Consider the following 25,562-nt stretch of genomic DNA (forward strand, 5'->3'; position numbering starts at 1 on the left):
ACCGCTTAAGAGAGCGCCACGATGTCTCCTGATCCTCGCCACAGCGAAAGCCCGCACAACGGGCTCTTCGTCAACGGCCTTTGCAAGAGCTACGGACCGGTCCAGGTCCTGGCCGATGCAAGCTTTGAGGTGCGGCCGGGCGAGGTTGTGGCGCTGCTCGGCGAAAACGGCGCCGGCAAGTCGACGGTGTCCAATATCATCGCCGGCTCGACCCGGCCCGACGCGGGCACCATCATCTGGCGGGGGAAGCCCTATTCCCCCGCCTCGCCTGCCGCGGCAATCGATGCCGGTGTGGGCATGATCCATCAGGAACTGAAGCTGCTGCCGGATCTGTCGGTGGCGGAAAACGTCTATGTCGGGCGCCTGCCGATGCGCGGCGGTCGCATCGACCGCGCAGCGATGAACGCCAAGGCCTCGGCGCAGTTGAAGCGGCTTGGCCTCGACGTCTCGCCCGAGCGCAAGGTGGGCACACTGCGCATCGCCGCCCAGCAACAGGTCGAGATCGCCAAGGCGTTGACGCTGAATGCCGAATTGCTGATCTTCGACGAACCCACCGCAGCGCTCGGCGGCGAGGAAACGGAGCTTTTGTTCCAGCAGATCCGCAAGCTCAAGGCGGAGGGCATGTCCTTCATCTACATCAGCCATCGTCTCGACGAGATCGCGCAGATTGCCGACCGCGTGGTTGTGATGCGCGACGGACGCATCGTCGCCCGCCACGAGCGCGCCGATATTCCCGTGCGCACAGTGGTGGAGCAGATGGTCGGCCGCTCGGTCGAGCGGATGTTCCCGCATCTGTCGCCACCGCGCGAGGAGACGCTGCTCGAGGTCGACAACCTGTCTTCGCCGGAGAAAAGTTTCAACAACGTTTCCTTCTCGGTCAAAGCAGGCGAGATCCTCGGCATTGCCGGGTTGATCGGCGCCGGCCGCACCGAACTGGTGCGGGCGATCGCCGGCGCCGATCCGATCTCGTCGGGCTCGGTGCGCGTTGCCGGCAAACCGGTGCATCTCAGCGGGCCGGCGGCAGCCATCAAGGCCGGCGTCGTGCTGGTGCCGGAAGACCGCAAGGCGCAAGGCGTCGTGCTCGACCAGACCATCGGCGAGAATTTGGCGTTCGGCAATTTCGACCATGTCGCGCCGAAGGGCTGGGTGTTTCCGAAAGCGGTGCAGAAATTCGCCGAAGCCGGCATCGCAAGGCTCGGGGTCAAGGGCAAACCTGGCCAGGCGGTCAGCAAGCTTTCCGGCGGCAACCAGCAGAAGGTGATCATCGCCAAATGGGTGTCACGCCCGCCGAAGGTGTTCATCCTCGATGAGCCGACGCGCGGTATCGATGTCGGTGCGCGCGCAGCGATCTACGACGTCATCGCCGACCTCGCCCGTTCCGGCATGGCGGTGGTGGTGGTGAGCTCCGACCTCGAGGAGGTGCTGGGTCTGTCGCACCGGGTGCTGGTGCTGAGCCGCGGCCGCCAGCGCGGCATTCTCGGCCGCAGCGAGGCCAGCAATGTCGCGGTGATGGAACTCGCCACGAGCTGAGGACAGGAGTCGGAACAAAGCGCAGCAGGTGGTATCCTCCCAAGGACCGGACCGCGCGGGGCGCCAGCAAAGACTGGCGCCCCTTCATTTCAGGAGGGGGAACAACATGAAACTATTCGATCTCAGCGGCGACGTAGCGCTGGTAACAGGCGCCGGCAGCGGCATCGGGCAAGCGATCGCCATTGGATTGGCCGAAGCCGGCGCCGATGTCGTCTGTTTCGGCCACACCTCCAAGGGCGGGCTGGACGAGACGGCGCACAAGATTTCGGCACTTGGCCGCAAGGCGCTGGTGCTGACCGGCACGGTGACGTCGGAGGCCGATCTCGCGTCAGCGATCGAGCGCACCGAGAACGAACTCGGCGCGTTGACCATCGCCGTCAACAATGCCGGCATCGCCGGGGCCGAGCCGGCCGAGACGCTGCCGCTGGAGACGTGGCAGAAAATCTACGACGTCAATGTCAGCGGCGTGTTCCTGTCCTGCCAGGCCGAAGCGCGCGCCATGCTTTCACGACGCAAGGGCTCGATCATCAACATCGCCTCCATGTCGGGTTCGATCGTCAATCGCGGCCTGACCCAGGCGCATTACAATTCGTCGAAGGCGGCCGTCATCCATATGTCGAAGAGCCTCGCCATGGAATGGGCCGATCGCGGCCTGCGCGTCAATGTGGTGAGCCCCGGCTACACGCTGACGCCGATGAACAAACGGCCTGAGGTCGCGGAACAGATCAAGATATTCGAGCGCGACACACCAATGGGCCGCATGGCGACGCCGGAAGAGATGGTCGGGCCGACCGTGTTCCTGGCCAGCCGCGCCGCGAGTTACGTCACCGGCATCGACCTGATCGTCGATGGCGGCTTTGTCTGCTGGTAGGAGAAGAAAAGTGCAGAAGCGTTTTGAAGGCAAGACTGCTGTGATCACCGGAGCCAGCGGCGGCATCGGCGCGGCGATGGCGAAGCGCTTCGCCGCGGAAGGTGCCGCGGTCGTGGTCAGCGCCATCGATGCCCGCGTCGAAGAGGTTGCCGCCAGCCTGAAAGCCGCGGGCGCCAAGGTCGCGTCGATGCGCATGGACGTTACCAGGAAGGATGAGGTCACAGCGCTTTACGATCTCGCCGAGAAGGAATTCGGCCGTGTCGACATTTCGGTGCAGAATGCCGGCGTCATCACCATCGCCCGGATCGAGGCGATGACCGAAGCCGAGTGGGACAAGGTGTTGGCGGTCAACACCAAGGGCGTGTTCCTGTGCTGCCAGCAAGCGATCGCCCGCATCCGCAAGCATGGCGATGGCGGCCGGCTGATCAACACGGCATCGGGCCAGGCGCGGCAGGGTTTCGTCTACACGCCACATTATGCGGCGTCGAAGTTCGGCGTCGTCGGCATCACCCAGAGCCTGGCCAAGGAAGTAGCCAAGGAAAAGATCACCGTCAACGCGATTTGCCCCGGCATTATCGACACTGACATGTGGGCTTACAACGACGCCGCCTGGGGCAAGCTGATGGGTGACTACAAGCCCGGCGAGCTGATGGCCGAATGGGTGAAGAACATCCCAATGGGGCGCGCCGGCAGCGGCGAGGACGTGTCCGGCCTGGTCAGCTTTCTCGCCAGCGACGACGCCACCTACATCACCGGCCAAACCATCAATGTCGATGGCGGCCTGATCATGTCGTGAACGTCAGCTCCGGCGGTTGGCAATCGACCAGTCTGAAATTCCGCAGTGCACAGGGCATCAGCCGTTGCGCGGCATGAACGTTGGTATATATAATTTCATCCCATGAAACGGCCTTGGCGGGGATGGGGCTCGCCGGCCGAGACCATGGGACCTTGATGGCTCGCACGTCTGAGAGCGCCGCTGGAGCGGCGATCGATCTGTTGACGATTGCTCACGCAGCAATCCATCCGATGCCATGACGCGGGCCCGCCCGGCATCACATAAACACCAAGTCGAGGAACCATTTCGCCTGCGCAAGTTGCGGCCGCGGCAATGGCATGGTGCGAACGAACTTGCGCAACGACCCGCCTTTCCAACACAATCAAGAAAAGACGCAAGAAGGGAACGGTCAAGAAATTTCCACATGGTTTGACAGGAGAACAAGCATGTCATTTCGCAGTGTGATTTCGAACCTATCAATGGGAGCCTTGGCGCTTGCCACCGCAAGTGCGCTTACATCACCGGTCCACGCAGCAGCACCTGAATCCAACGACCCGATCAAGATCGCGCTGTTCGACTGGACCAGCGTCAACCTCAACGCCAAGATCCTTGGCGGTATCCTCGAAAAGCTCGGCTATACCGTCGAATATCCGACCGCCGACTACCTCTCCAGCCTGACCACCGGTCTCACCAATGGCGACCTCGATGTCGGCCTGGAGTTCTGGGACACGACGGCCGGCGAGGCGATGAAGGCTTCAGACGCCACCGGCCAGACCGAGCGGCTGGGCAAGCTCGGGCCGAAAGCCAAGGAGGAATGGTGGTTTCCCGAATATATGAAGGAGAAATGCCCCGGCCTGCCCAATTGGGAAGCGCTGAAGGACCCGAAATGCGCCGAGGCGTTCTCGACAGCGGAGACGGCGCCGAAGGGCCGCTATCTCGGCGGCCCGGTAACCTGGGAGGGTTTTGACGACGAGCGCGTCGAGGCGCTGAAGCTGCCCTTCACCGTCATCCATGCCGGCACCGACGCGGCGATGTTCGCCGAGTTGGACTCGGCCTATCAGCGCAAGGCGCCGATCATGCTGTGGATCTATTCGCCGCACTGGGCGCCGGCCAAGTACCAGGGCGAGTGGGTTGAATTCCCGGAGTATACGCCCGAATGCTACACCGATCCGAAATGGGGCACCAACCCGGATGCCAAATATGATTGCGGCAAGCCGCATGGCGAGATCTGGAAATACTCCTGGTCCGGCATGAAGGACAAATGGCCGATCGCCTACAAGGTGGCCAAGGCCTACACGATCGACACCGATGAGCTCAACAAGATGAGCGGCGAGATCGATCTTGGCGGCAAGACGCCGGAAGACGTCGCCGCCGCCTGGATCGCTGCCCACGAAGCCGACTGGAAAGCCTGGGCGCAGTGATCGCCTGACTGGAAGCCAGACCCGGCCCTAGCGGCCGGGTCTTATCTCCATTTTCCAGAAGGACCATTGGATGACGGAAGCGACTGAACCGCAGGCAGTTGGCACGCCAAAGGATGCGCGGCCGATAAAGCTTGCTTGCCGCAATGTCTGGAAACTGTTCGGATCGAACGCGGCCAGCTTCATCCGCGAGCGTGACGGCAAGGCCAGCATGGCCGATGTCGCTGCCGCAGGACTGGTGGGTGCGGTGCGCGCCGTCGATCTCGAAATACGCCAGGGCGAGATCTTCATCATCATGGGGCTGTCCGGCTCCGGCAAGTCGACGCTGGTGCGCTGCATGTCGCGGCTGGTCGAGCCGACCCACGGCAAGGTCGAATTCGAAGGCAACGACCTGCTCAAGATTTCCGATGCGGCGCTGATCGAACTGCGGCGTCATCGCATGGGTATGGTGTTCCAGAATTTTGCGCTGCTGCCGCATCTTAACGTGCTCGACAACATTGCCTTTCCCCTGAGCATCCAGGGCCAGGACCGACCGACGCGCGAAACGAGAGCGCGGGAGGTGATCGATCTCGTGGGCTTACGCGGCCGCGAGCATTTCTATCCGCGCGAACTCTCCGGCGGCCAGCAGCAGCGCGTCGGCATTGCCCGCAGCCTCGCGACCAAGCCGGAGATCTGGTTCCTCGACGAGCCGTTCTCGGCGCTCGACCCGCTGATCCGCCGCGAGATGCAGGACGAACTGATGCGGCTGCAGACCATGCTGCACAAGACCATCGTCTTCATCACCCATGATTTCGACGAGGCGATAAGGCTTGCCGACCGCATCGCCATCATGAAGGATGGAGAGGTCATCCAGACCGGCACGCCGGAACAGCTGGTTGTCAACCCGGCGACCGACTATGTCGCCGAATTCACCCGCGATGTCGACCGCGCCAAGGTGATTTCGGCGCGCAGCCTGATGCGTGCCTGCGATGGCGCCGAGCACGGCGGCACGGTTTTGCCCGACGCCAAGATCGCCAGCTTCTCGGCCAGCATTGTCGCGTCGGGTAAGCCCTTCGCCGTGGTCAACGGCACCGGCAGGCCGATCGGCGAGGTGACGCCGCAATCGGTGATCGAGTTGCTGGCCGGTATCGAGCATACGAGAGCCGGCGCATGACGGTGACGGCAAGCGCCAGCCAAACGAGGCCACCGGTTCAGCGCTGGCTGCTGGTCTGGGCGCTCGCGCTGGCCGCCGTGCTGGTGGTGTTTCTGCTGCAGGACAGACTGCCCTGGGCCGTCAACTATCCGGCCGAGGCGGTTATCCCGGTCGCCGACTGGGTCAGTGCGCTGATGCGCTGGATCAAGTCGAACTTGTCCTGGCTGACCCGCTCGATCACCGCGGTGCTCGGCGTTCCCCTCGATTTCGCGCTCGACCTGCTGGCCAAGAATTTCAAGATTGGTCACGGTGCCGATGCCTATGTCCTGCCGCGCCTGTCCTGGATCGGCGTCTGCGCCGCCGCCTTCATCGCCGGGCATGCCGTGGGCGGTAGAAGACTCGGCATGCTGGTCGGCGGCTGCTTCCTCTACACCGCGCTGTTCGGCCAATGGACCAGCGCCATGCTGACACTGGCACTGATTTCCATCGCGGTGCCGTTCTGCATCGTCACCGGCCTGTTCGCCGGCATCTGGGCGTGGCGCAAGCCATGGGCCGAGCGGCTGATCATCTCACCTGCCCTCGATTTGATGCAGACCATCCCGACCTTCGCCTATCTCATCCCGATGCTGCTCCTGTTCGGCAACAGCCCGGTCTCGGCGATGATCGCCACCGCCATCTTCGCCACGCCGCCGATGGTGCGGGCGACGATGCTCGGCCTGTCGCGGGTGCCGTCAGAGATCGACGATTTCTCAGAGATGGCCGGCTGCACGGCGCGGCAGAAATTGTGGCGCGTGCTGCTGCCGTCGGCGCGGCCGACACTGATGATCGGCGTCAACCAGGTGATCATGCTGGCGCTGAACATGGTGATCATCGCCTCGATGATCGGCGCCGGCGGCCTCGGCTACGACGTGCTGCTGGCGCTGCGTGCGCTGAAGGTCGGCGAAGCGATGGAAGCCGGGCTCGCCATTGTGGCGCTCGCCATCGCGCTCGACCGGCTGAGCCAGGCGATCGCGCATAAGCAGGCAAAAGGCCACGTTCAACGGCAGGCGAACCAGAGCGTTTGGCGGCGCTATCCCAATCTGTCGCGGGCCATCGCCATCCTGGTCGTGACGACGCTGCTCGGCCTGTTCGTACCGGCCTTCGCGGCGGTGCCGAAGGCGATCACCTTCACCACTGCGCCACTGTGGAAGGCGGCGGTGAGCTGGGTGACGATCAACTTCTTCGACGTGATCGAAGCGTTTCGCGTGGCGCTCATCCTCAATGTACTGAACCCGCTGCGCGCCTTCTGCGAAGGCTTTCCGTGGCTCGGCGCGGTGGCCCTGCTCGGCCTCGCCGGCTACCAGTTCGGTGGCCTGCGTCTCGCCGCCTTCGTCGCCGCGCTGACCGCCTTCTGCGCCGTCACCGGCCTGTGGGAAAAGACCATGGCGACGGTTTATCTCTGCGGCATCTCGGCCTTCATCGCTTGCCTGATCGGCATCCCGATTGGTCTCGCGGCCGCGCGCAGCGACCGCTTCGAAAAGATCGTCACGCCCATCATCGACACGCTGCAGGTGCTGCCGTCCTTCTGCTTCATCATTCCTGTGGTGATGCTGTTCCGGGTCGGCGACGTCACCGCCATGATCGCCACGGTCGCCTTCGCCGTGGTGCCGGCGATCCGCTACACCAATCACGGCATCCGGCAAGTGCCACCGGCGCTGATCGAGGCGGCGAAGGTTTCCGGCTGCACGCCGCGCCAGACCTTCTTTCGGGTACAATTGCCACTGGCGCTTCCCGAAATCATGCTGGGCGTCAACCAGACGATCCTGATGGCGCTGGCGATGATCATCATCTGCGCCATGGTCGGCACACGCGACCTCGGCCATGAAGTCTTCATCGCGCTGTCCAAGGCCGATTCCGGACGCGGCATTGTCGCGGGTCTCGCCATCGCTTTCATCGGCATCGTCGCAGACCGGCTGTTCAATGCCTGGACGGCGAAGGCGCGGGCAAGACTAGGATAATTGTTGAATGTCCAATCCCGGCGAACCGCCTTTTGCCGTACTCGTCTTCGACATGGCCAAGACCGGCGAGCCGGACGGGGAGCACGTAGTTTCGGGGTTTGAGACGCTGGAGGCGGCGACGTCCTACGCCATTGCGCGGGTTCGCGCCTCGGTGGAGGAGTTGCGCAAGCCCGGCATCGCCACTGCTGAGCTTCGCCAGCTCTGGCAGCTCTATGGCGAAGACTGTTCGGTGCTGAACGCCGGAGTGCGCGGCAGCGATCTACTCGACGATTTCATTGCGACGCCGGCGACGCCAGCCGAGTGCAACTGGCAGGCGCTGGCGCCCAGGCTGCGCCGCTTCCGCGCCTCGCTGCTGATCTCCAACGGCAACAACGAATCCGTCTGGGCGGGCGGCTTCTTTCGCTCGACCTACAGGCTGACGCGAGACGGCCTCCTCGAGCGCTTTGGCGACGACGCCATTGCCGCCTTCAAAGCCAAGGGGATCGAGCCGGCGGAGCCGACGAAGCTCATGGTCGCCAATTACTTCGAGCTTCCCGACCCGCCCTACCCGCCGCCAGGCTTGATGCTGCGATCCTGGAAGGTCGAGGTCGGTTTTGTCTGCCACGACGTGAAGTTCGGTGGCGACGCCGCCGGAATCTTCGCCTGGCCGCAAGAGCCGACCGACTGGGCGCTCAGAACCATGCAGTTCCTGCTGATGGCCGACATGATGGCCATGCGCGGCGATTGCCCCGACTGGGCCAACGACTGCGAGATACTAACCGCCAAGGTGACCGAGACGGAGGCGCCTCCCGACTATCCGCTGGATTGAAGTGATGATCATCACCTGCCCCGTGGCCGGCACACGCGATCTCGGCCAGAAAGTGTTCATCGCACTGTCCAAAGTCGCGGCATTGTCGCGGGCTGGCAACAACCTGCCATCGACATCATCGCGGTCGGTCTTCGACCCCTGAACCGCGAAAGCTCAAGCACGGCTCGGATAGACGGTTTCGCCTCTTCTGGAGTTCGCCTCTTCTGGAAATGGCAGGCCGCGCTCCAGCTCTTGACTTTGACGCATTTTCGCGCGGAAAGCTGCTTCATCCTCGACCAGCCTGAGCTTGCTGCCGAATGCCCGATCAGCGCGAACCGCCTTTTACTGTCGTCGTCTTCGACATGGCCAAGACCGGCGAGCATGTGGTTTCGGGGTTTGAGACGTTGGATGCGGCTACGTCCTACGCGATTGCTCGGGTTCGCGCCTCGGTGGAAGAGCTGCGCAAGCCTGGCATCGCAGCAGCCGAGCTCCGGCGGCACTGGCATATCCATGGTGAGGATTGCACGGTGCTGAACGCCAATGTGCGCGGCAGCGATCTGCTTGACGATTTCATCGCGACGCCGGGGACACCGGCCGAATGCGACTGGCGGGCGCTGGCGCCACGACTGCGCCGTTTCTACGCCGCTGTGAACGTCTTCAACAACGATGGCAAATCTATCCGGGTCAGCGGCTTTTTCCGCGCGACCTACCGGTTATGGCACGCTGGCCTGCTCGCACGATTTGGCGACGACGCCATCGCCTCCTTCAAAGCCAAAGGCATCACGCCGGCAGTGCCGACGAGAGTCTCGGTCGACCATCACTTCGAGCAGCCCGATCCGCCGCGCCCGCCGCTCAGCGATATCAGGCCGTTGCTGTCGTGGAAGGTCGAGATCGATTTCGGATGCACCGATGTGAGGTTCGGCGCCAAAACCGACGGCGTCTTCGCCTGGCCCGAGGAGCCGACCGGCCGGGCACTCAAAGACATGACACATCTGCTGATGGCTGACAGACTGTCCATGTACGGCACCGGCCCGGAGGGCGCCTATTATAGCGAATTGGTGTGGGTCAAGGTGACGGAGACCGATGCGGCTCCCGACTACCCTCTGAATTGAAACTGGGCCGGTGCCGGCGCATTGTTTTGCATCACGCCGACCTATTCCGCCGCCACGCCCTTCACCTGGAGATAGCTTTCCATCGAGTCGTCCAGCGCCTGCAGCCAGGGCGTATGGTGCGATGGCGCCATGGTGCCGGTCATCAGCGAGCGGTAGGCGTGGTCGCGGAAGCTCATAATGTCTTCCGCCTTGTGGTGCTCCCACTCCATGAAGGTCTGGTTGACCGCCTCGACGTCGAAGCCGGGATAGTCGGTCTGGTCCATCAATTCCTTGGTGTAGTCGCCCTGGAACCAGATCATCTGCTCGGCGTCTTCCAGCGTCTCTTCGCGTGCCCGCCACTTGGCGCCGTGCTCGGCCATCGCCTGTACCGACGGCAGCTTGATGCGGCCCATGATGACGTCACGGGCGAACCAAGCCTGGGCGTCGAACATGTTGAAAGTGTAGAACTGGTCCTGCATGCCGATATAGGACAGTTTCGGGTTCTTCTCCCACACGACGCCCTCATAGAGCCCGTCCGGCCACATGCGGTTGGCGGTCTTCAGCTTCAGCTCTTCCGTGAGGAACGGGAAGGAATGCAGATAGCCGGTGCACAGGATGATGGCGTCGACGTCCTTGGTGGTGCCATCCTTGAAGTGCGCCGTCTTGCCGACGACCTTCTGCAGCAGCGGCACTTCCTTCCAGTTCTCCGGCCATTTGAACCCCATCGGCTTGGAGCGGTAGCTGGAGGTGATAGATCTGGCGCCGTATTTGTAGCATTGCGAGCCGATGTCCTCGGCAGAATAGGAGCGGCCGATGATCAGTATGTCCTTGCCCTTGAACTCCATGGCGTCGCGAAAATCATGGCTGTGCAGGATGCGGCCGTTGAATGTCGAAAAGCCTTCGAAATAGGGAACGTTGGGAACGGAAAAATGCCCTGAGGCGACGACGACATTGTCGAACTCCTCGGAGTAGGTGACGTCGTTGGTGCGGTCATGCGCGGTGACGGTGAATTTCCTCGTCTCGTCGGAGAAAGTCACCATGCGCACCGGGCTGTTGAAGCGTACCCATTCGCGCAGGCCTGATTTCTCGACGCGACCCTTGATGTAATCCCACAGCACCGCGCGCGGCGGGTAGGATCCGATTGGGCGGCCGAAATGCTCCTCGAACGTGTAGTCGGCGAATTCCAGGCACTCCTTCGGTCCGTTCGACCAGAGGTAGCGGTACATCGAGCCGTGGACGGGATCGCCGTGCTCGTCGAGGCCGGTGCGCCAGGTGTAGTTCCACAGGCCGCCCCAGTCGGACTGCTTTTCGAAGCAGACGATTTCGGGTATCTCGGCGCCCTTGTCGGCAGCCGACTTGAAGGCCCTGAGCTGGGCCAGACCGGATGGCCCCGCTCCAATGACGGCAACGCGCGTTTTCATGGCAGGCCTCCCGGTGTCATTCGATTTTTGGAATTGCTCTTACGAAACAAATTTCACTCACAGGACAGTAATTGCCTCTTGGATGCTGTCAACAGGCCTTGTGGAGAAACCGCGTTTCGCCCCAGCGGATTTCCGGAAACGGATGACGGCGCAAATCCGGTGCGGACACCATTCGACTTAACGGGCTTGCTGCGCGGTTGCGTTTCTGTATCGGCACCGAATATGTTCACCTGGAGTGAAATAATCATGGGGATTCGGGGGCGAGATGGCGAAGACGAGTTCCGACTCCAAGACTGCTTCGACAAGGGCAAAGCCACCGGCGAAGGCATCCGTGGACGGGAAGACCATCCGCGCGCCGCTGACGCAGAACCCGCATGCCATTCGCGACACCCGCGAAAAAGTGCTGGAGGTGGCGATCGGGCGCGAGGTGCGCGCCTTCCGCAAGAAGCTCGGCATCACCGTCGCCGATCTCGCCGTCGCCACCGATATTTCGCTGGGCATGCTGTCGAAGATCGAGAACGGCATCACCTCGCCGTCGCTGACCACACTGCAGGCGCTGTCGAGGGCGCTCGGCGTTCCCGTCACCGCCTTCTTCCGCCGATTCGAGGAAGAGCGCAGCGCCGTCTTCGTCAAGGCCGGCGAAGGGCTAGATGTCGAACGCCGCGGCACCCGCGCCGGCCATCAATACAATCTGCTCGGCCATATCGGCTCCAACACCAGCGGCGTCGTCGTCGAGCCCTATCTGATTACGCTGACCGAGGATTCGGATGTGTTCCCGACCTTCCAGCATGAGGGCATGGAATTCCTCTATATGCTGGAGGGCGAGGTGGTGTACCGGCACGGCAGCAACCTCTATCCGATGAAGCCGGGCGACAGCCTGTTCTTCGACGCCGACGCGCCGCACGGGCCGGAGCAACTGACGAAACTTCCGATGCGGTATCTGTCGATCATTTGCTATCCGCAGAATAGCGCTGGGTAATCGGACCGCCGCAGCCCCCTCACCCGGATTGCCAAGGCCGAATTGCAAGAGCAATTCGGGGCAATCCGACCTCTCCCCGAGGGGAGAGGAGTCTGGCGTCAGCGCTGGCGATCTCTTCTCCGCTCGGGGAGAAGGTGGCCGCGCAGCGGCCGGATGAGGGGGCCTTTAGTCCGGCCCGAACCCCGGTGGCGTCGCACTGCCATCATCCAGCTTCGACAGCCATTCCACCAATGTCGGCCGATACCGCGTCAGGCCCTTGTAGGTGGCCAGCTCTTCCGGCAAATCCCGGATCACCCGGTGCAGTCGTCTTGCCCATTTCGGCTGTGTCACCAGTTCGTCCATCTTGATGAGATAGCAGCGGATCGGGAAGACGATGCCGTTCGAGCGCGGCAGCCGCCAGAAGCTTTGCAGTTCGACGCGCAGATGCACCTTGTCGCCGACATTTTCGGGCGTCACCGTCGCGCGGTCCGGGCCCCATTTGTGGTAATTCTCCGGGCTGGTGTCGAGGCGCGGGTTGATGGTCATCGTCCAGTTGAGACGCCGCGCCGGCTTGCCCTGCTGGATGTTGGTGAGGAACTTCAGCGCCCTGACGAAAATCCCCTTCTCATGCGCCAGCGGCACCGGCGCGTGCCATTCGAAGAAATTCATGCCGATGTCGAAATCGAGCGACCAGTCGGCCTGGGTGGTGACCATGCCGGCGTCCATCCACAGATTGCCGTCGCGCTGATCGAGGATGCAGAAATCGCCCTGGCTTTGGCGGGTGATGTACTCCATCGGCCCGTAAGGCAGTGTCGAGGTGTCGCCGAAGGTGAAGGTGTCGTCGATACCGAGCGGCCGGTTGATCCAGCGCCAGCGGCCGCCGTCGCGGGTCAGGGTGAAATGCTCGGGATAGCCAAGTGCCTGTTGCTCCATCAGGAGTTCGAGCAGGTCCCAGCCGGCCAGCGTCATATGCGGCAGCGACTGGCAACGCAGCGGATCCTCGGCCAGGACCAAAGCGCGGTCCTGCATCTCGGCGACATAGTGCTCGTCGACGTCGATCAGGTTTTCCAGCACGCTGCCCTTGGGACCGACGACATGCGGCTCGATGTTGACCGCATACATGTAGCTGTCTTCGTGGAACGGAAACGGAAACCGCCTGATGTGTTCCGGGCTGTTCCTGAAGGTGAAATCGTCGCGAAACGTTTCCTTGCGAAAGGTGATGCCCAAGCTCGCCTCCTATCTTTCCAGGACCAGCGACTTGCCTTCGAAGCGCGACACGCACGGCATGATCTTGCAGCCGGAACGGTGGTCTTCCTCACTCAGCCAGTGGTCGTTGTGGATGAACTTGCCGTCATGCGAGATGACGTTGGTCTCGCACTGGCCGCAGACACCGCCGCGGCAGAGATAGGGCGGATCGACGCCGGCGGCCTCGATCGCTTCGAGCAGGCTCTGCTGCTCGCCGACGCGGATGGTCTTGCCGCTGACGGCAAGTGTGACGTCGAACGGCAGGCCGGGCTGGGGTGCCGCGAAATGTTCGTAGTGCACGGTCTCCGCCGGCCAGCCGAGAGCCGCGGCGCGCTCGCGCACCCAGTTGATCATGCCGGCCGGGCCGCAGACATAGAGATGGGTGCCGAGCGGCTGCGAGGACAACAGACGGTCGAGTTCGATGCGCTCGTCGCGGTCGTCGTGATAGAGCCGGACGCGACGGCCATAGCGCTCCTGCAGCACATCGGCATAGGTGCCGAGCGAGGCGGTGCGGCAGGTGTAGTGCAGCTCGAAATTGCCGCCGGACCCGGCGAGCTGCGCGGTCTGCGCCATGAACGGCGTGATCCCGATGCCGCCGGCCAGCATCAGATGCTTCTTTGCCCTGAGGTCGAGCGAGAACAGATTGACGGGGTAGCTGACCACCATCTCCAGGCCAGGCTTGACGCTCCGGTGCATGAACAACGAGCCGCCGCGGCCGACATCGTCGCGGCGCACCGAGATGGTGTATTCGCGGGTGTCGAGCGGCGATCCCATCAGCGAATAGGGATTGAGCCTTGTGCGGTCGCCATCGCGCATCTCGACCACGACATGGGCGCCGCCGGAAAAGGTCGGCAAAAGCTCACCGTCACGGCGGCGGAAATGGAAGCGCGTCACCAGTTCGTTGACCGGGACGACGTCGCTGACGACGACATCGAGCTTGGTGGTGCCGGTGCTCATGGGAAGACCTCCTCGATGGGAGGGATCTCCGAGCGATCCTCGGCATTTATGCAGACGCCCTGGAATGCTGCCAGCCGTCGCGAATAGTGATCGCGCACCAGAAGCAGCAGGCCGCAATGCGCGCAGGTGGCCGGCTGCGTCGTCACATTTTCGGTGATGCCTTTGCAATGCACGCACTGCATGCGCCGCGCCAATGAGCCGCGATGCTCGGTCTGCATGGAGGTATGATCGATGCCGGCTTCGAGCGCCACCTGCATGGCCTGGCCGATCAGCCCTTCGGTGCCGGCGAGATAGAGGCGCAGGCCCATATGCGCGTTGGCAAGCGTCTGCTTCAGCCGGGGCAGCAGGCTGGCGAAGGTTGGCGCGACATGAAATTGCGCGGACTTCAGTGCCTCGAGAGCGGCAACGTGCTTGCCGTCGGCCCCGGGAATGAAGACCATTTCGGCGCCGTCGAAGAAGCCGGGGGGCGCCGTCCTTGCCATATCGACGATCGCCAGCGCGCCTTCCGCATCCGCCACGAAAAGATGATGCTTGCCGGGCTGCGGGGACAGGGTTCCGTAAATGGGCCGGCTGATGATCGTTTTGGCTGCCATTCTCTACTTCGTACCTCGAAACCCTCGCTGTCGATTGTGCCTCAGCCTTTCGCCGTGCGCTTGGTTTTTTTGGGATCGTCGAAGGGCAGAGGCTGCGCCGTCGCCCTGATCGAACCGCTCTTGTTGCGGATCTCGAGCCTGGTGTCCTTGACCGCGCAGTCGACGTCGAGGCGGGCGATGCCCATCGATTTCTCGACCAGCGGCGAATACATGGCGCAGGTGACCACGCCCACCTTTTTGCCGTCGCGATAGACCGGCGCGCCCTCATCCGCGGGTTGCTTGCCGTCGAGCAGCACGCCGTAGATCTTGAAGCGCTCCTTGCCCTTGAGGCGGTAATGCTCTTCGGCGCCACGAAAGCCGGTCTTGCCGGGGCTGACGGTGAAGTCGAGGCCGAGCTCCCACAGCGTGTCGCCGGGGCCTTCGTTCTCGAACGGATATTTCTGCGAGTTGTCATAGGGATAAAACAGCAAATAACTTTCGACGCGCAGCATATCGAGCGTGGTGAAGCGGCACGGAATGATGCCGGCGCTCTTGCCCTCGTCGAGGATCCTGTCCCAGATCGTGCCGGCGTCCTGACCGCGGCAGAATATCTCGTAGCCGCGCTCGCCGGTATAGCCGGTGCGCGAGATCATGACGGGAAAGCCGAACAGCTGCGCCTGCATATGATGGAAATAGTTGAGGTCGCGAATGCCCGGCACATGCTTTGAGAGATAGTCGACCGCGGTCGGCCCCTGCAGCGACAGATCGTGCAGATTGTCGTCGAAGCGCAGCGATACGTCGCGGCCGACGGAAGCGCGCTGCAATTCCTCATGGCCGGTGCCGGAGCCGTGCACCACTATCCAGGCGTTCGGCCCGGTGCGGTAGAGGATGCAGTCGTCGGTGAATTTGCCGGCCTCGTTCAGCATGCAGGCATAGGCCGACTTGCCGGGATAGATCTTCTCCACGTCGCGCGTCGTTGCCAGGTCTATGAGGTGTGAGGCGTGCGGCCCGGTGATGTGAACCTTCTTCAGGCCCGACACATCCATCAGCCCGGCCCTGGTGCGGATGGCGGTGTATTCCTCGTCGGCGTCCTTGTCGTAGGTCCAGGCGGTGCCCATGCCGCTCCAGTCTTCGAGCTTCGAGCCTAACGCGCGATGGCGATCCGCCAGGGTCGAAAATCTCCAGGATGCCGTCATGCGCAAATCCTCCGTTCGAAAATGCTATTGTGTTCCCGGCTCCCTGCGCGGAGGCGGAAGCATTTGGTTGAATTTGATCGCAAACGTCCTGATGCCGCAATACCCGCAAGCAAATAATTTCATTGTCAGGCAAAATTTGCCGCTGGGGACAAACGGTTAACCCAACGTAAAATCACCTTGACAATTGCTGGATTCGGCCCGAATTTATGAAAAAAATTTCACTCTGTTGAAAGAGGGCAGCGGGCGGCCAATTCGGGGTCAGGCGCTGGAAAAGGGGAAAACCGATGTCAGACCTGCAGCAGCGCATCGAAGCGCTGTACCGTTCCGACCTGCGCGGATCCGCGCTCCTGATCATCTGCCTTTGGGCGACGATCCTCTTCGTGCTCGTCATGACATGGCCCTACATCCCGGACACCGGGATCAAGATCGTCGTCGCTATCGCTGCCGCCGCCGTGCTGATCTTCAATACGGCCGCCATCCTGGCGATGGTCAATCACTACAAGGAAGACAAGGACTTCATCTACGGTCTCGACATCAAGAACGCCGACGCGGCCCGCAACCGCAAGTCCTGAAAACAGAACGTCCTGAGGGGTAGAAGTCATGTCGCGCTACACGCCGCCGGAACAAGGCAAGGCCGGGCAGATTTTCGATATCGTGGTCGTCGTGGTCGCCATTTTCGTGGCGCTGTGGCTGCCATTGAAACTCGGCCTGGCGGGTGCGGCGAAATCCATCGACGCGCTCGATGCCAAAACCTGGGAAGCGTTGGGACAGAACCCGACCATGGCCTCGATCTGGGAAAAGCTCGGCTATACGCCGGAGACCGCGCACGACATCATCCAGAACCGCTTCCACTACATCATCGACTGGCCGACGCTGATCATCATGGCGGCGGTGCTGATCGGCTATTTCGTCTTCCTGTTCCGCGCCTCCGACCGCGAATATCGCGACGTCATCAACGAAAAGTTCGACGACAAGTAACGCCAGAGATTTTGGGGAAGCACGCTCATGTGGGTCGCACTCTCTTACGCATCGTGGGGCATCTCGGTCGTGCTTGCGCTGTGGATGCTCTACGACTGGTTCAAGATCGACACGACCTATTCCGAGGAGGTGCTGACTTCCTCGCGCGAAGGCGAGCTTGAAGCCGCTTCCGAAAAACACCGGATCTGAGTGGGGATTGAACAATGACGATCACGCTTGAACCGGCAATACACGGCGACAGGGTTTCACTGCTACGCGTGCTCGGCCCGGCCCATGTCTGGGCGCTTGGCGTCGGCATCGTGCTGGTCGGCGAATTCACCGGCTGGAATTTCTCGGCCGACAAGGGCGGCGCACTGGCGGCGCTGATCGTCTGCTGGGTGGTCGGGCTCTTGTACACTTCGGTCGCCATGATCGACTCCGAGGTGACATCGACGGTTGCCGCCGCCGGCGGCCAATACGCGCAGGCCAAGCACATTGTCGGGCCGCTGATGGCCTTCAACGTCGCGCTGTTCCTGGTCTTTGCCTACACCATGCTGGAGGTTTCGGACGCCATCCTGCTCGGCGACACCATCGTCGCCAAGGCCGGCGTCGAAGGGCTCACCCACAACTCCTTCATTGCCGCCACCATCGTCGTGCTGGCATGGCTGAACTATCGCGGCGTGCTGATGACGCTCAACGTCAACTTCGTCATCACGGCGATAGCCTATGTCTCGATCGTTATCCTGTTCTTCTCGGTCAGCCCCTGGACGCAGGGTGCTGTGCTGAAGCTCAACGAACTGGTCACCCCCGCCAATGCGCTGCCCTATGGCTGGATCGGCGTCATCGCGGCCTTCCAGTTCGGCATCTGGTACTATCTCGGCATCGAAGGCACCACGCAGGCCGCCGAGGAAGTGCGCTCGCCGGCGCGTTCGCTGCCTTACGGCACCATGGCCGGCATGATCACGCTTTTGATCGCCGCCGCCATGACCTGGTATGTCTGCGCCTCGCTGATGCCCTGGGAGTACCTCGGTATCACCTATTATCCCTTGTGGGACGCCGGCAAGCTGACCGGCAGCCCGCTGCTGGAAAACCTGTTGTTCGTCGCCACGCTGCTCGCGGCACTGGCGTCGGCCAATGGCTGTATCAACGATGCGGCCCGCGCGTGGTTCTCGCTTGGACGCGACCGCTATCTGCCGACATGGTTCTCGGCCGTGCACCCGAAATACCGCACGCCCTATCGCTCGATCCTGTTCCTGTTGCCGATCGCGCTCGCCTTCGCCTTCATCGCCGACCTCAACCAGGCGATCACCTTCTCAATCCTGTCGGGCGTGCTGCAATACACCTTCATGAGCATAAACATCATGATGTTCCGCAAAAAGTGGCCGCTGGGCACGATCCGCCGCGGCTATACGCACCCGTTCCACCCGATCCCGGCGATCGTGCTGTTTTGCCTCTGCGTGGTGACCTTCTTTGCGATCTTCCTCGGCTACGGCACGCAGTTGATCGCCATGGTCGCCTTCTACTTCCTGATCTCGCTGTGGTTCCACTTCTACCGTTACCGCTATGTGCGCCGCGGCGACCAGTTCACCATGCCGTGGCCGAAGCCGCAGGGCTATTGACAGGAGAGGGCCTGCCGGTCTGGGCGGGCATGGCGTGACGAGGTGTCTGACGTGACGACAGCATTGCTGGCCGGGGCGGTCGCCGTGGCTCTCGTCCTGCACCTCGCCTGGCATACGCGCGCCAGCCGCAAAAAGGCCAAGGCTGATCTTGCAGCCGAGGCAGCCAGCATCCGGACCGTCATCACAGATGCCGTTGATGTCTCCGATGGCACAGCCGGCGTTGTCACCTGGGCCGGCACATGGAACGGACAGCGCGTGCAGCTGCGCACCATCGTCGACACGCTGGCAACGCGAAAGCTGCCGGCGCGATGGTTGAGTGTCACGATCACAGAGCCGGTTGCGGTGCCGGCGACCTTCGACATGATGATGCGGCCGGGCTCGCCGACGACCTTCTCCAATTTCGATCATCTTCAGCATACGCTGCCGAAGGCTCCGGGATTTCCGGCTGAAGCCGTGCTGCGAACCGACCTCAGGGCGGCGCGCTTTCCGCAGAACCTGATCGCCAGCCATCTCGACATCTTTGCCGAAGGCCGCGCCAAGGAACTCTTGATCACCCCGAACGGCGTGCGCATCGTCTGGCTGCTGGCCGAGGCCGAGCGGGCGCGCTACGGCGTGTTCCGGCAGGCCGCATTCGGCGGCGCAAGGCTGGATCCAACGCTGGTCGAGAGACTGCTGACCTCGGCCTCAGTGCTGCGCGATGCCATCAACCGACAGGAAAGGCAGGTCGCATGAGCGCACCCGCACCGACAAACCCGTATCTGGTGCTCGGCGCTGCCATCGTCTTACCGGCCAGCGGCCACGTCATTCTGGGCGTGCCCGTGCGCGGCCTGCAGTTCCTGTTCTTCATGGTGATCCTCGCCTGGGTGACGGCCAAGATCGCGCCGGCCGATGCCAGCTTCGTCGGCCGCCACGCCGGCGGCTTCCTGATCTATGCGCTGTCGATCCTCGATGCCTACAGAATAGCCCGCATCCGCACCGCCACATGGATTCACAGCGCCCGCGACGGCGGCGATAGTTCACAAGGCCGCATCGAGCCGGATACGTAACTACAGGAATATTTTTTTCATACGATTGAATTCGCACGACGCATTCGATACATCATCGTCTAGTGGTAACGTCGGGAGGCTGACATGTGTGGAATCGTCGGACTTTTTCTGAAAGACAAGTCGCTTGAGCCGCAGCTCGGCTCGATGCTGTCGCAGATGCTGATATCGCTCAGCGATCGCGGCCCCGACAGCGCCGGCATTGCCATCTATGGCGCGCCTTCCAGGAATGAAGCCAAGATCACCATCCAGTCCGCGAAGCCCGAGCGCGATTTCCGCGGCCTCGACGCCGAACTCGCAAAGGCCATCGGCGCGCCGGTGAGCATAGCGGTGAAGTCCACCCATGCAGTGTTGAGAACCGCGCCCGACAAGGTCGATGCCGCGCGCGAAGCGCTGCAGTCAATCCGCCCCGACGTGCGCATCATGGGCGCCGGCGAAGCGGTGGAAATCTACAAGGAAGTCGGTCTGCCGGAAGCGGTCGTCGACCGCTTCGACGTCCGCTCGATGACCGGCACGCATGGCATCGGCCATACCCGCATGGCGACGGAATCGGCCGTCACCACTATGGGCGCGCATCCGTTCTCGACCGGCGCCGACCAGTGCCTGGTGCACAATGGCTCGCTGTCCAACCACAACAATGTGCGGCGTGAGCTGGTGCGGGAGGGCATGAAATTCGAGACCGAGAACGACACCGAGGTCGCCGCCGCCTATCTCTCCTCGCAGATGGCGCATGGCAAGAACCTCGGCGAGGCGCTGGAAGGCACGCTGTCCGACCTCGACGGCTTCTTCACCTTCGTCGTCGGCACCAAGAACGGTTTCGGCGTGGTGCGCGATCCGATCGCCTGCAAGCCCGCCGTCATGGCCGAGACCGACCAGTATGTCGCCTTTGGCTCGGAATATCGGGCGCTGACCAAGCTGCCCGGCATAGACAATGCGAGGGTCTGGGAGCCGGAACCCGCAACCGTCTATTTCTGGGAGCATTGAGCCCATGCCGGCAACCAAACTTTCGAAGGCGGCGCAAGACCAGGCGTCCCGGGTCTTCGATCTTGATGTGTCGTCGCTGCGCGAGCTCAACCAGGCGCTTCACAATCTGACGCCCGGCTCCAACGAAACGGCGTGGGAAGTGCTGCACCCGAAGGGCAGCCATTCGGTTGCGGTCGGCGTCGACCAGCCTGTCAGCATCGATGTGCGCGGCAGCGTCGGCTACTACTGCGCCGGGATGAATGACGGCGCTGCCATCACCGTGCACGGCTCGGCCGGACCTGGCGTCGGCGAAAACATGATGTCGGGCTCGATCGTCATCAAGGGCGACGCCAGCCAGTATGCCGGCGCCACCGGCAAGGGCGGGCTGCTCGTCATCGAGGGCAACGCCTCGTCGCGCTGCGGCATCTCGATGAAGGGCATCGACATCGTCGTGCACGGCAATATCGGCCACATGTCGGCCTTCATGGCGCAGTCCGGCAATCTGGTGGTGCTGGGCGATGCCGGCGACGCACTTGGCGATTCCATCTACGAAGCGCGGCTGTTCGTGCGCGGCAAGGTCGAAAGCCTGGGCGCCGACTGCATCGCCAAGGAGATGCGGCCCGAGCATATCGAACTGCTGCAGGGACTGCTCGACCGCGCCGGCGTCACCGGCGTCAAGCCGTCGGAATTCAAGCGCTACGGCTCGGCGCGCACGCTCTACAATTTCAATATCGACAACGCCGACGCGTATTGAGGCAGCATGACCTACAAGAACCCGCCGACGACGCCGCGCAAATCCGCGACCTTCGACGACTACACGCTTTCCGAAATCCGCCGCGCCGCGGCGACCGGCATCTATGACATCAGGGGCGCCGGGGCCAAGCGCAAGCTGCCGCATTTCGACGACCTTTTGTTCCTCGGCGCCTCGATCTCGCGCTATCCGCTGGAAGGCTATCGCGAGCGGTGCGACACGTCGGTCGTGCTGGGCTCGCGCTATGCCAAGAAGCCGATCGAGCTGAAAATCCCGATCACCGTTGCCGGCATGAGCTTCGGGTCGCTGTCCGGCCCGGCCAAGGAAGCGCTCGGCCGTGGCGCTACGCTCTCAGGCACGTCGACCACCACGGGCGACGGCGGCATGACCGAGGAAGAGCGCGGCCATTCCAAGCAACTGGTCTACCAGTACCTGCCGTCACGCTACGGCATGAACCCCAGGGATTTGCGCCGTGCCGACGCCATCGAAGTCGTTGTCGGCCAGGGCGCCAAGCCCGGCGGCGGCGGCATGCTGTTGGGACAAAAGATTTCCGACCGCGTCGCCGAAATGCGCACGCTGCCGAAGGGCATCGACCAGCGCTCGGCCTCACGCCATCCCGACTGGACCGGGCCGGACGATCTCGAGATCAAGATCCTCGAGCTGCGCGAGATCACCGACTGGGAAAAGCCGATCTACGTCAAGGTCGGCGGCGCCCGCCCCTATTACGACACAGCACTTGCGGTGAAGGCCGGCGCCGATGTCGTCGTCGTCGACGGCATGCAGGGCGGCACGGCGGCCACCCAGGAAGTATTCATCGAAAATGTCGGCCAGCCGACGCTTGCCTGCATCAGGCCGGCGGTGCAGGCGCTGCAGGATCTCGGCATGCACCGCAAGGTGCAGCTGATCGTGTCGGGCGGCATCCGCAATGGCGCCGACGTCGCCAAGGCGCTGGCGCTCGGCGTCGACGCGGTGTCGATCGGCACGGCAGCGCTCGTCGCGCTCGGCGACAACGACCCGCGCTGGGAGGCCGAATACAATGCGCTCGGCACCACCGCCGGCGCCTATGACGACTGGCACGAGGGTCGCGACCCCGCGGGCATCACCACGCAGGACCCCGAACTGATGAAGCGGGTCGATCCGATCGCCGCCGGACGGCGGCTGGCGAACTACCTCAAGGTGATAACGCTGGAGGCGCAGACCATTGCGCGTGCCTGCGGCAAGAACAGCCTGCACAATCTCGAGCCCGAGGATCTCGTAGCCCTCACCATCGAAGCCGCCGCCATGGCTGGCGTGCCGCTGGCCGGCACCAACTGGATACCGGGGAAAAACGGCTTCTAAAAAACACATCAAAATAAGCGAGGAACTATAATGGGGAACGATCTCGCCGCATTCGCCAAAGAGAACGGCGTCAAATATTTCATGATTTCCTACACCGACCTGTTCGGCGGCCAGCGCGCCAAGCTGGTGCCGGCGCAGGCGATCGCCGACATGCAGAAGGACGGCGCCGGCTTCGCCGGTTTCGCCACCTGGCTCGACCTCACGCCGGCGCATCCTGATATGCTGGCGGTGCCGGATCCGGATTCGGTGATCCAGCTGCCGTGGAAGCCCGATGTCGCCTGGGTCGCCGCCAACTGCATCATGGACGACAAGGAAGTCGAGCAGGCGCCGCGCAACACGCTGCGCCGGCTGATCGCGGAAGCCGCCACTGACGGCATGCATGTCAAGACTGGCGTCGAGGCAGAGTTCTTCCTGATCTCGCCGGACGGCAGCGTCATCTCCGACAAATACGACACGGCTTCAAAACCCTGCTACGACCAGCAAGCGGTGATGCGCCGCTACGATGTCATCGCCGAGATTTGCGACCACATGTTGGCGCTGGGCTGGAGCCCCTACCAGAACGACCATGAGGACGCCAACGGCCAGTTCGAGATGAACTGGGCTTTCGACGATGTGCTCGCCACCGCCGACAAGCACTCCTTCTTCAAGTTCATGGTCAAGTCGGTGGCCGAGAAACACGGCCTGCGCGCGACCTTCATGCCAAAGCCTTTCCAGGGCCTGACCGGCAATGGCTGCCACGCCCATATTTCGGTCTGGGACAAGGCCGGCAAGGTCAACGTCTTTGCCGATAACGCGATGGAACTCGGCCTGTCGGCCAAGGGCAAGAATTTCCTCGGCGGCATCATGAAACATGCCTCGGCGCTGGCCGCCATCACCAACCCGACGGTGAACTCCTACAAACGCATCAACGCGCCGCGCACCATTTCGGGCGCCACCTGGGCGCCGAACACGGTGACCTGGACCGGAAACAACCGCACTCACATGGTGCGCGTGCCCGGCCCCGGCCGCTTCGAGCTGCGGTTGCCGGACGGCGCCGCAAACCCTTATCTGCTGCAGGCCGTCATCATTGCCGCCGGTCTCGACGGCATCCGCTCCAAGGCCGATCCCGGCAAGCGCTACGACATCGACATGTACCAGAACGGTCACACTGTGAAGGGCGCGCCGAAGCTGCCGCTCAACCTGCTCGACGCGCTTCGCGAATACGACAAGGACAAATCGCTCAAGGCGGCGCTGGGTGAGGAATTCTCGTCGGCTTATCTAAAGCTGAAGCAACAGGAATGGAATTCCTATGCTTCGCACTTCACGCAATGGGAGCGCGACCACACGCTGGACATATAATCGTCCTAGCGGTGCGAGCGACCTCGGAATGACCTGATGAAATATTCGATCTTCTCGCTCGCCCGTGCTGCCCTTTCCGGCCACAAGAACTGGCAGCGCACCTGGCGCGATGCGGCGCCCAAGGACCACTACGATGTTGTGATCATCGGCGGCGGCGGCCATGGGCTCGCCACCGCCTGGTTCCTCGCCAGCGAGTTCGGCATCAGAAACGTCGCCGTGCTGGAAAAGGGCTGGATCGGCTCCGGCAATGCCGGCCGCAACACCACCATCATCCGTTCCAATTACGGCCTGCCCGGCAATACCGGCTTCTACGAGCTTTCGATGAAGCTTTGGGAGCGGATGGAGCAGGACCTCAACTATAACGCCATGGTCAGCCAGCGCGGCGTCCTCAACCTCTATCATTCCGATGCGCAGCGCGACGCTTATGCGCGGCGCGGCAACACCATGCGCATCAATGGCATCGATGCCGAACTGCTCGACCAGGCGGCGCTGAAGAAGATGCTGCCGTTCCTGAATTTCGACCATGCGCGCTTTCCCGTGCAGGGCGGCCTCCTGCAGCGCCGCGGCGGCACCGCGCGGCATGACGCGGTGGTCTGGGGCTATGCCCATGCGGCGAGCGAACTCGGCGTCGACATCATCCAGAACTGCGAGGTCACCGGCTTTGTCCGGGACGGCAACGGCAAGGTGACTGGCGTCGAGACGTCGCGCGGCAAGATCGGCGCCGGCAAGGTCGGCATGGCAGTCGCCGGGTCATCGTCGCGTGTCGCAGCGATGGCGGGCATGCGCCTGCCGATCGAAAGCCATGTGCTGCAAGCTTTCGTCTCGGAGGCGATCAAGCCGCTCATCCCCGGCGTCATGACCTTCGGCGCCGGGCATTTCTATGTCAGCCAGTCGGACAAGGGCGGGCTGGTCTTCGGCGGCGACATCGATGGCTACAATTCCTACGCCCAGCGCGGCAATTTGCCTGTCATGGAAGATGTCTGCGAAGGCGGCATGGCGCTGATCCCGATGATCGGCCGCGTGCGGCTTCTGCGCCAGTGGGGCGGTATCATGGACATGTCGATGGATGGCTCGCCGATCATCGACAAGACACCGGTCGACGGGCTCTACCTCAACGCCGGCTGGTGTTATGGCGGCTTCAAGGCGACGCCCGGTTCCGGCTTCGTCTTTGCCCATCTTCTGGCGCGTGACGAAACGCACAAGGAGGCGGCGCTGTTTCGGCTCGACCGCTTCCAGCGCGGCGCCATGATCGACGAAAAGGGCCAAGGCGCCCAACCGAACCTGCATTGAGGCGGCCGGAACAAGATGCGTATCACCTGTCCTTTCTGCGGCGAACGCGAACTCGGCGAGTTCAGCTATCTCGGCGATGCCAAGCCTGTACGGCCGGCGGCGGATGCCGGCGAAGATGCCGTCTACGACTATGTCTATCTGCGCGACAACATCGCCGGCGTGATGGCAGAGAACTGGTATCACGGCGGTGGCTGCCGGGCCTGGCTGAAGGTCACCCGCAACACGCTGACGCACGAGATCTCGGCGGTGGAACCGGCGGCGGGGGCTGGTGCGAGCCAGGTGGAGACATGAGCTATTCTGTCGAGACCACAGC

Annotated in this window: 27 protein-coding genes; 22 read left to right on the top strand and 5 right to left on the bottom strand. The window is 62.9% G+C overall.

The window, feature by feature from the left end; genetic code table 11:
* The first annotated feature begins 21 nt into the window (after window positions 1-21).
* The 9 genes from NKJ77_RS15560 (at window position 22) to NKJ77_RS15600 (ending at window position 9,622) form a co-directional block, all read left to right on the top strand.
* Window positions 22-1,530: a sugar ABC transporter ATP-binding protein gene (locus NKJ77_RS15560; protein WP_023696615.1), complete on the top strand. Its 1,509-nt coding sequence runs from the start codon at window positions 22-24 to the stop codon at window positions 1,528-1,530.
* Window positions 1,531-1,636: 106 nt separating this feature from the next.
* The gene (locus tag NKJ77_RS15565; protein ID WP_023754060.1) at window positions 1,637-2,401 is read left to right on the top strand and encodes an SDR family oxidoreductase; all 765 of its coding nucleotides are present in this window, start codon (window positions 1,637-1,639) and stop codon (window positions 2,399-2,401) included.
* Window positions 2,379-3,197, top strand: a complete 819-nt coding sequence (locus tag NKJ77_RS15570; protein WP_050589837.1) for a glucose 1-dehydrogenase — start codon at window positions 2,379-2,381, stop codon at window positions 3,195-3,197. Before NKJ77_RS15565 ends, NKJ77_RS15570 begins: the two co-directional genes overlap by 23 nt.
* Window positions 3,198-3,622: 425 nt before the next feature.
* Entirely contained in the window at window positions 3,623-4,597 is a 975-nt protein-coding gene (locus tag NKJ77_RS15575; protein WP_352535420.1) for an ABC transporter substrate-binding protein, read from the top strand.
* Between the two features lie 70 nt (window positions 4,598-4,667).
* Window positions 4,668-5,747 (top strand): quaternary amine ABC transporter ATP-binding protein, encoded by a 1,080-nt coding sequence (locus NKJ77_RS15580; protein ID WP_023830327.1) that lies wholly within the window; start codon window positions 4,668-4,670, stop codon window positions 5,745-5,747.
* Complete coding sequence (locus NKJ77_RS15585) at window positions 5,744-7,723, top strand: ABC transporter permease (RefSeq protein ID WP_352535421.1); 1,980 nt, start codon at window positions 5,744-5,746, stop codon at window positions 7,721-7,723. Before NKJ77_RS15580 ends, NKJ77_RS15585 begins: the two co-directional genes overlap by 4 nt.
* 7 nt (window positions 7,724-7,730) lie before the next feature.
* Complete coding sequence (locus NKJ77_RS15590) at window positions 7,731-8,531, top strand: hypothetical protein (protein ID WP_352535422.1); 801 nt, start codon at window positions 7,731-7,733, stop codon at window positions 8,529-8,531.
* 4 nt (window positions 8,532-8,535) lie between these two features.
* Complete coding sequence (locus NKJ77_RS15595) at window positions 8,536-8,673, top strand: hypothetical protein (protein ID WP_023696622.1); 138 nt, start codon at window positions 8,536-8,538, stop codon at window positions 8,671-8,673.
* 154 nt (window positions 8,674-8,827) lie between these two features.
* Window positions 8,828-9,622 carry a hypothetical protein gene (locus NKJ77_RS15600; protein ID WP_023729278.1) on the top strand — a complete coding sequence of 265 codons (795 nt, stop codon included), beginning with the start codon at window positions 8,828-8,830 and terminating at the stop codon, window positions 9,620-9,622.
* 41 nt (window positions 9,623-9,663) lie between these two features.
* On the opposite strand, the gene NKJ77_RS15605 is transcribed toward NKJ77_RS15600, so the two are convergent.
* Window positions 9,664-11,022, bottom strand: a complete 1,359-nt coding sequence (locus NKJ77_RS15605) for a trimethylamine monooxygenase (protein WP_023704844.1) — start codon at window positions 11,020-11,022, stop codon at window positions 9,664-9,666.
* 265 nt (window positions 11,023-11,287) lie between these two features.
* On the opposite strand from NKJ77_RS15605, the gene NKJ77_RS15610 reads away from it, so the two are divergent.
* Complete coding sequence (locus NKJ77_RS15610; RefSeq protein WP_023692149.1) at window positions 11,288-12,001, top strand: helix-turn-helix domain-containing protein; 714 nt, start codon at window positions 11,288-11,290, stop codon at window positions 11,999-12,001.
* Window positions 12,002-12,166: 165 nt separating this feature from the next.
* Here NKJ77_RS15610 and NKJ77_RS15615 read toward each other — a convergent pair whose 3' ends face one another.
* Genes NKJ77_RS15615 through NKJ77_RS15630 form a run of 4 tightly spaced genes read right to left on the bottom strand, consistent with a single transcriptional unit; the run spans window position 12,167 to window position 15,950 of the window.
* Window positions 12,167-13,207 (bottom strand): heme-dependent oxidative N-demethylase family protein, encoded by a 1,041-nt coding sequence (locus tag NKJ77_RS15615; RefSeq protein WP_023830330.1) that lies wholly within the window; start codon window positions 13,205-13,207, stop codon window positions 12,167-12,169.
* A gap of 9 nt (window positions 13,208-13,216) precedes the next feature.
* Complete coding sequence (locus NKJ77_RS15620; RefSeq protein WP_023830331.1) at window positions 13,217-14,182, bottom strand: PDR/VanB family oxidoreductase; 966 nt, start codon at window positions 14,180-14,182, stop codon at window positions 13,217-13,219.
* Window positions 14,179-14,775 (bottom strand): dimethylamine monooxygenase subunit DmmA family protein, encoded by a 597-nt coding sequence (locus NKJ77_RS15625; protein ID WP_023830332.1) that lies wholly within the window; start codon window positions 14,773-14,775, stop codon window positions 14,179-14,181. Before NKJ77_RS15625 ends, NKJ77_RS15620 begins: the two co-directional genes overlap by 4 nt.
* Window positions 14,776-14,816: 41 nt before the next feature.
* On the bottom strand, window positions 14,817-15,950 hold the full coding sequence (locus tag NKJ77_RS15630) for an aminomethyl transferase family protein (RefSeq protein ID WP_023830333.1): 1,134 nt from the start codon (window positions 15,948-15,950) through the stop codon (window positions 14,817-14,819).
* 284 nt (window positions 15,951-16,234) lie between these two features.
* Between NKJ77_RS15630 and NKJ77_RS15635 the strand changes: the two genes are divergently transcribed.
* The 12 genes from NKJ77_RS15635 (at window position 16,235) to NKJ77_RS15690 (ending at window position 25,540) form a co-directional block, all read left to right on the top strand.
* Window positions 16,235-16,522, top strand: a complete 288-nt coding sequence (locus tag NKJ77_RS15635) for a hypothetical protein (RefSeq protein WP_023668544.1) — start codon at window positions 16,235-16,237, stop codon at window positions 16,520-16,522.
* Between the two features lie 28 nt (window positions 16,523-16,550).
* Window positions 16,551-16,928, top strand: coding sequence for a hypothetical protein (locus NKJ77_RS15640; protein WP_023668545.1), 378 nt, complete (start codon window positions 16,551-16,553; stop codon window positions 16,926-16,928).
* Window positions 16,929-16,955: 27 nt separating this feature from the next.
* On the top strand, window positions 16,956-17,117 hold the full coding sequence (locus tag NKJ77_RS15645) for a hypothetical protein (RefSeq protein WP_023668546.1): 162 nt from the start codon (window positions 16,956-16,958) through the stop codon (window positions 17,115-17,117).
* 14 nt (window positions 17,118-17,131) lie between these two features.
* Window positions 17,132-18,526: an APC family permease gene (locus tag NKJ77_RS15650; protein ID WP_023815207.1), complete on the top strand. Its 1,395-nt coding sequence runs from the start codon at window positions 17,132-17,134 to the stop codon at window positions 18,524-18,526.
* Window positions 18,527-18,568: 42 nt separating this feature from the next.
* On the top strand, window positions 18,569-19,258 hold the full coding sequence (locus NKJ77_RS15655) for a hypothetical protein (protein ID WP_023704841.1): 690 nt from the start codon (window positions 18,569-18,571) through the stop codon (window positions 19,256-19,258).
* On the top strand, window positions 19,255-19,572 hold the full coding sequence (locus NKJ77_RS15660; RefSeq protein WP_023668549.1) for a hypothetical protein: 318 nt from the start codon (window positions 19,255-19,257) through the stop codon (window positions 19,570-19,572). The genes NKJ77_RS15655 and NKJ77_RS15660 overlap by 4 nt, the downstream gene beginning before the upstream one ends.
* An 84-nt stretch (window positions 19,573-19,656) precedes the next feature.
* Window positions 19,657-20,553, top strand: coding sequence for a class II glutamine amidotransferase (locus tag NKJ77_RS15665; RefSeq protein ID WP_023668550.1), 897 nt, complete (start codon window positions 19,657-19,659; stop codon window positions 20,551-20,553).
* A 4-nt stretch (window positions 20,554-20,557) separates the two neighbouring features.
* Window positions 20,558-21,286, top strand: coding sequence for a GltB/FmdC/FwdC-like GXGXG domain-containing protein (locus tag NKJ77_RS15670; protein ID WP_023668551.1), 729 nt, complete (start codon window positions 20,558-20,560; stop codon window positions 21,284-21,286).
* 6 nt (window positions 21,287-21,292) lie between these two features.
* The gene (locus NKJ77_RS15675; protein ID WP_023687061.1) at window positions 21,293-22,621 is read left to right on the top strand and encodes an FMN-binding glutamate synthase family protein; all 1,329 of its coding nucleotides are present in this window, start codon (window positions 21,293-21,295) and stop codon (window positions 22,619-22,621) included.
* Between the two features lie 30 nt (window positions 22,622-22,651).
* A complete protein-coding gene (gene glnT, locus NKJ77_RS15680; RefSeq protein WP_023684436.1) occupies window positions 22,652-23,959 on the top strand; it encodes a type III glutamate--ammonia ligase in 1,308 nt (435 codons plus the stop codon).
* 36 nt (window positions 23,960-23,995) lie between these two features.
* On the top strand, window positions 23,996-25,249 hold the full coding sequence (locus NKJ77_RS15685; protein WP_023668554.1) for a sarcosine oxidase subunit beta family protein: 1,254 nt from the start codon (window positions 23,996-23,998) through the stop codon (window positions 25,247-25,249).
* Between the two features lie 15 nt (window positions 25,250-25,264).
* The gene (locus NKJ77_RS15690) at window positions 25,265-25,540 is read left to right on the top strand and encodes a sarcosine oxidase subunit delta (RefSeq protein WP_023684437.1); all 276 of its coding nucleotides are present in this window, start codon (window positions 25,265-25,267) and stop codon (window positions 25,538-25,540) included.
* Window positions 25,541-25,562 lie beyond the last annotated feature (22 nt).

The organism is Mesorhizobium sp. M0052, from assembly GCF_040323255.1.
GTDB lineage: Bacteria > Pseudomonadota > Alphaproteobacteria > Rhizobiales > Rhizobiaceae > Mesorhizobium.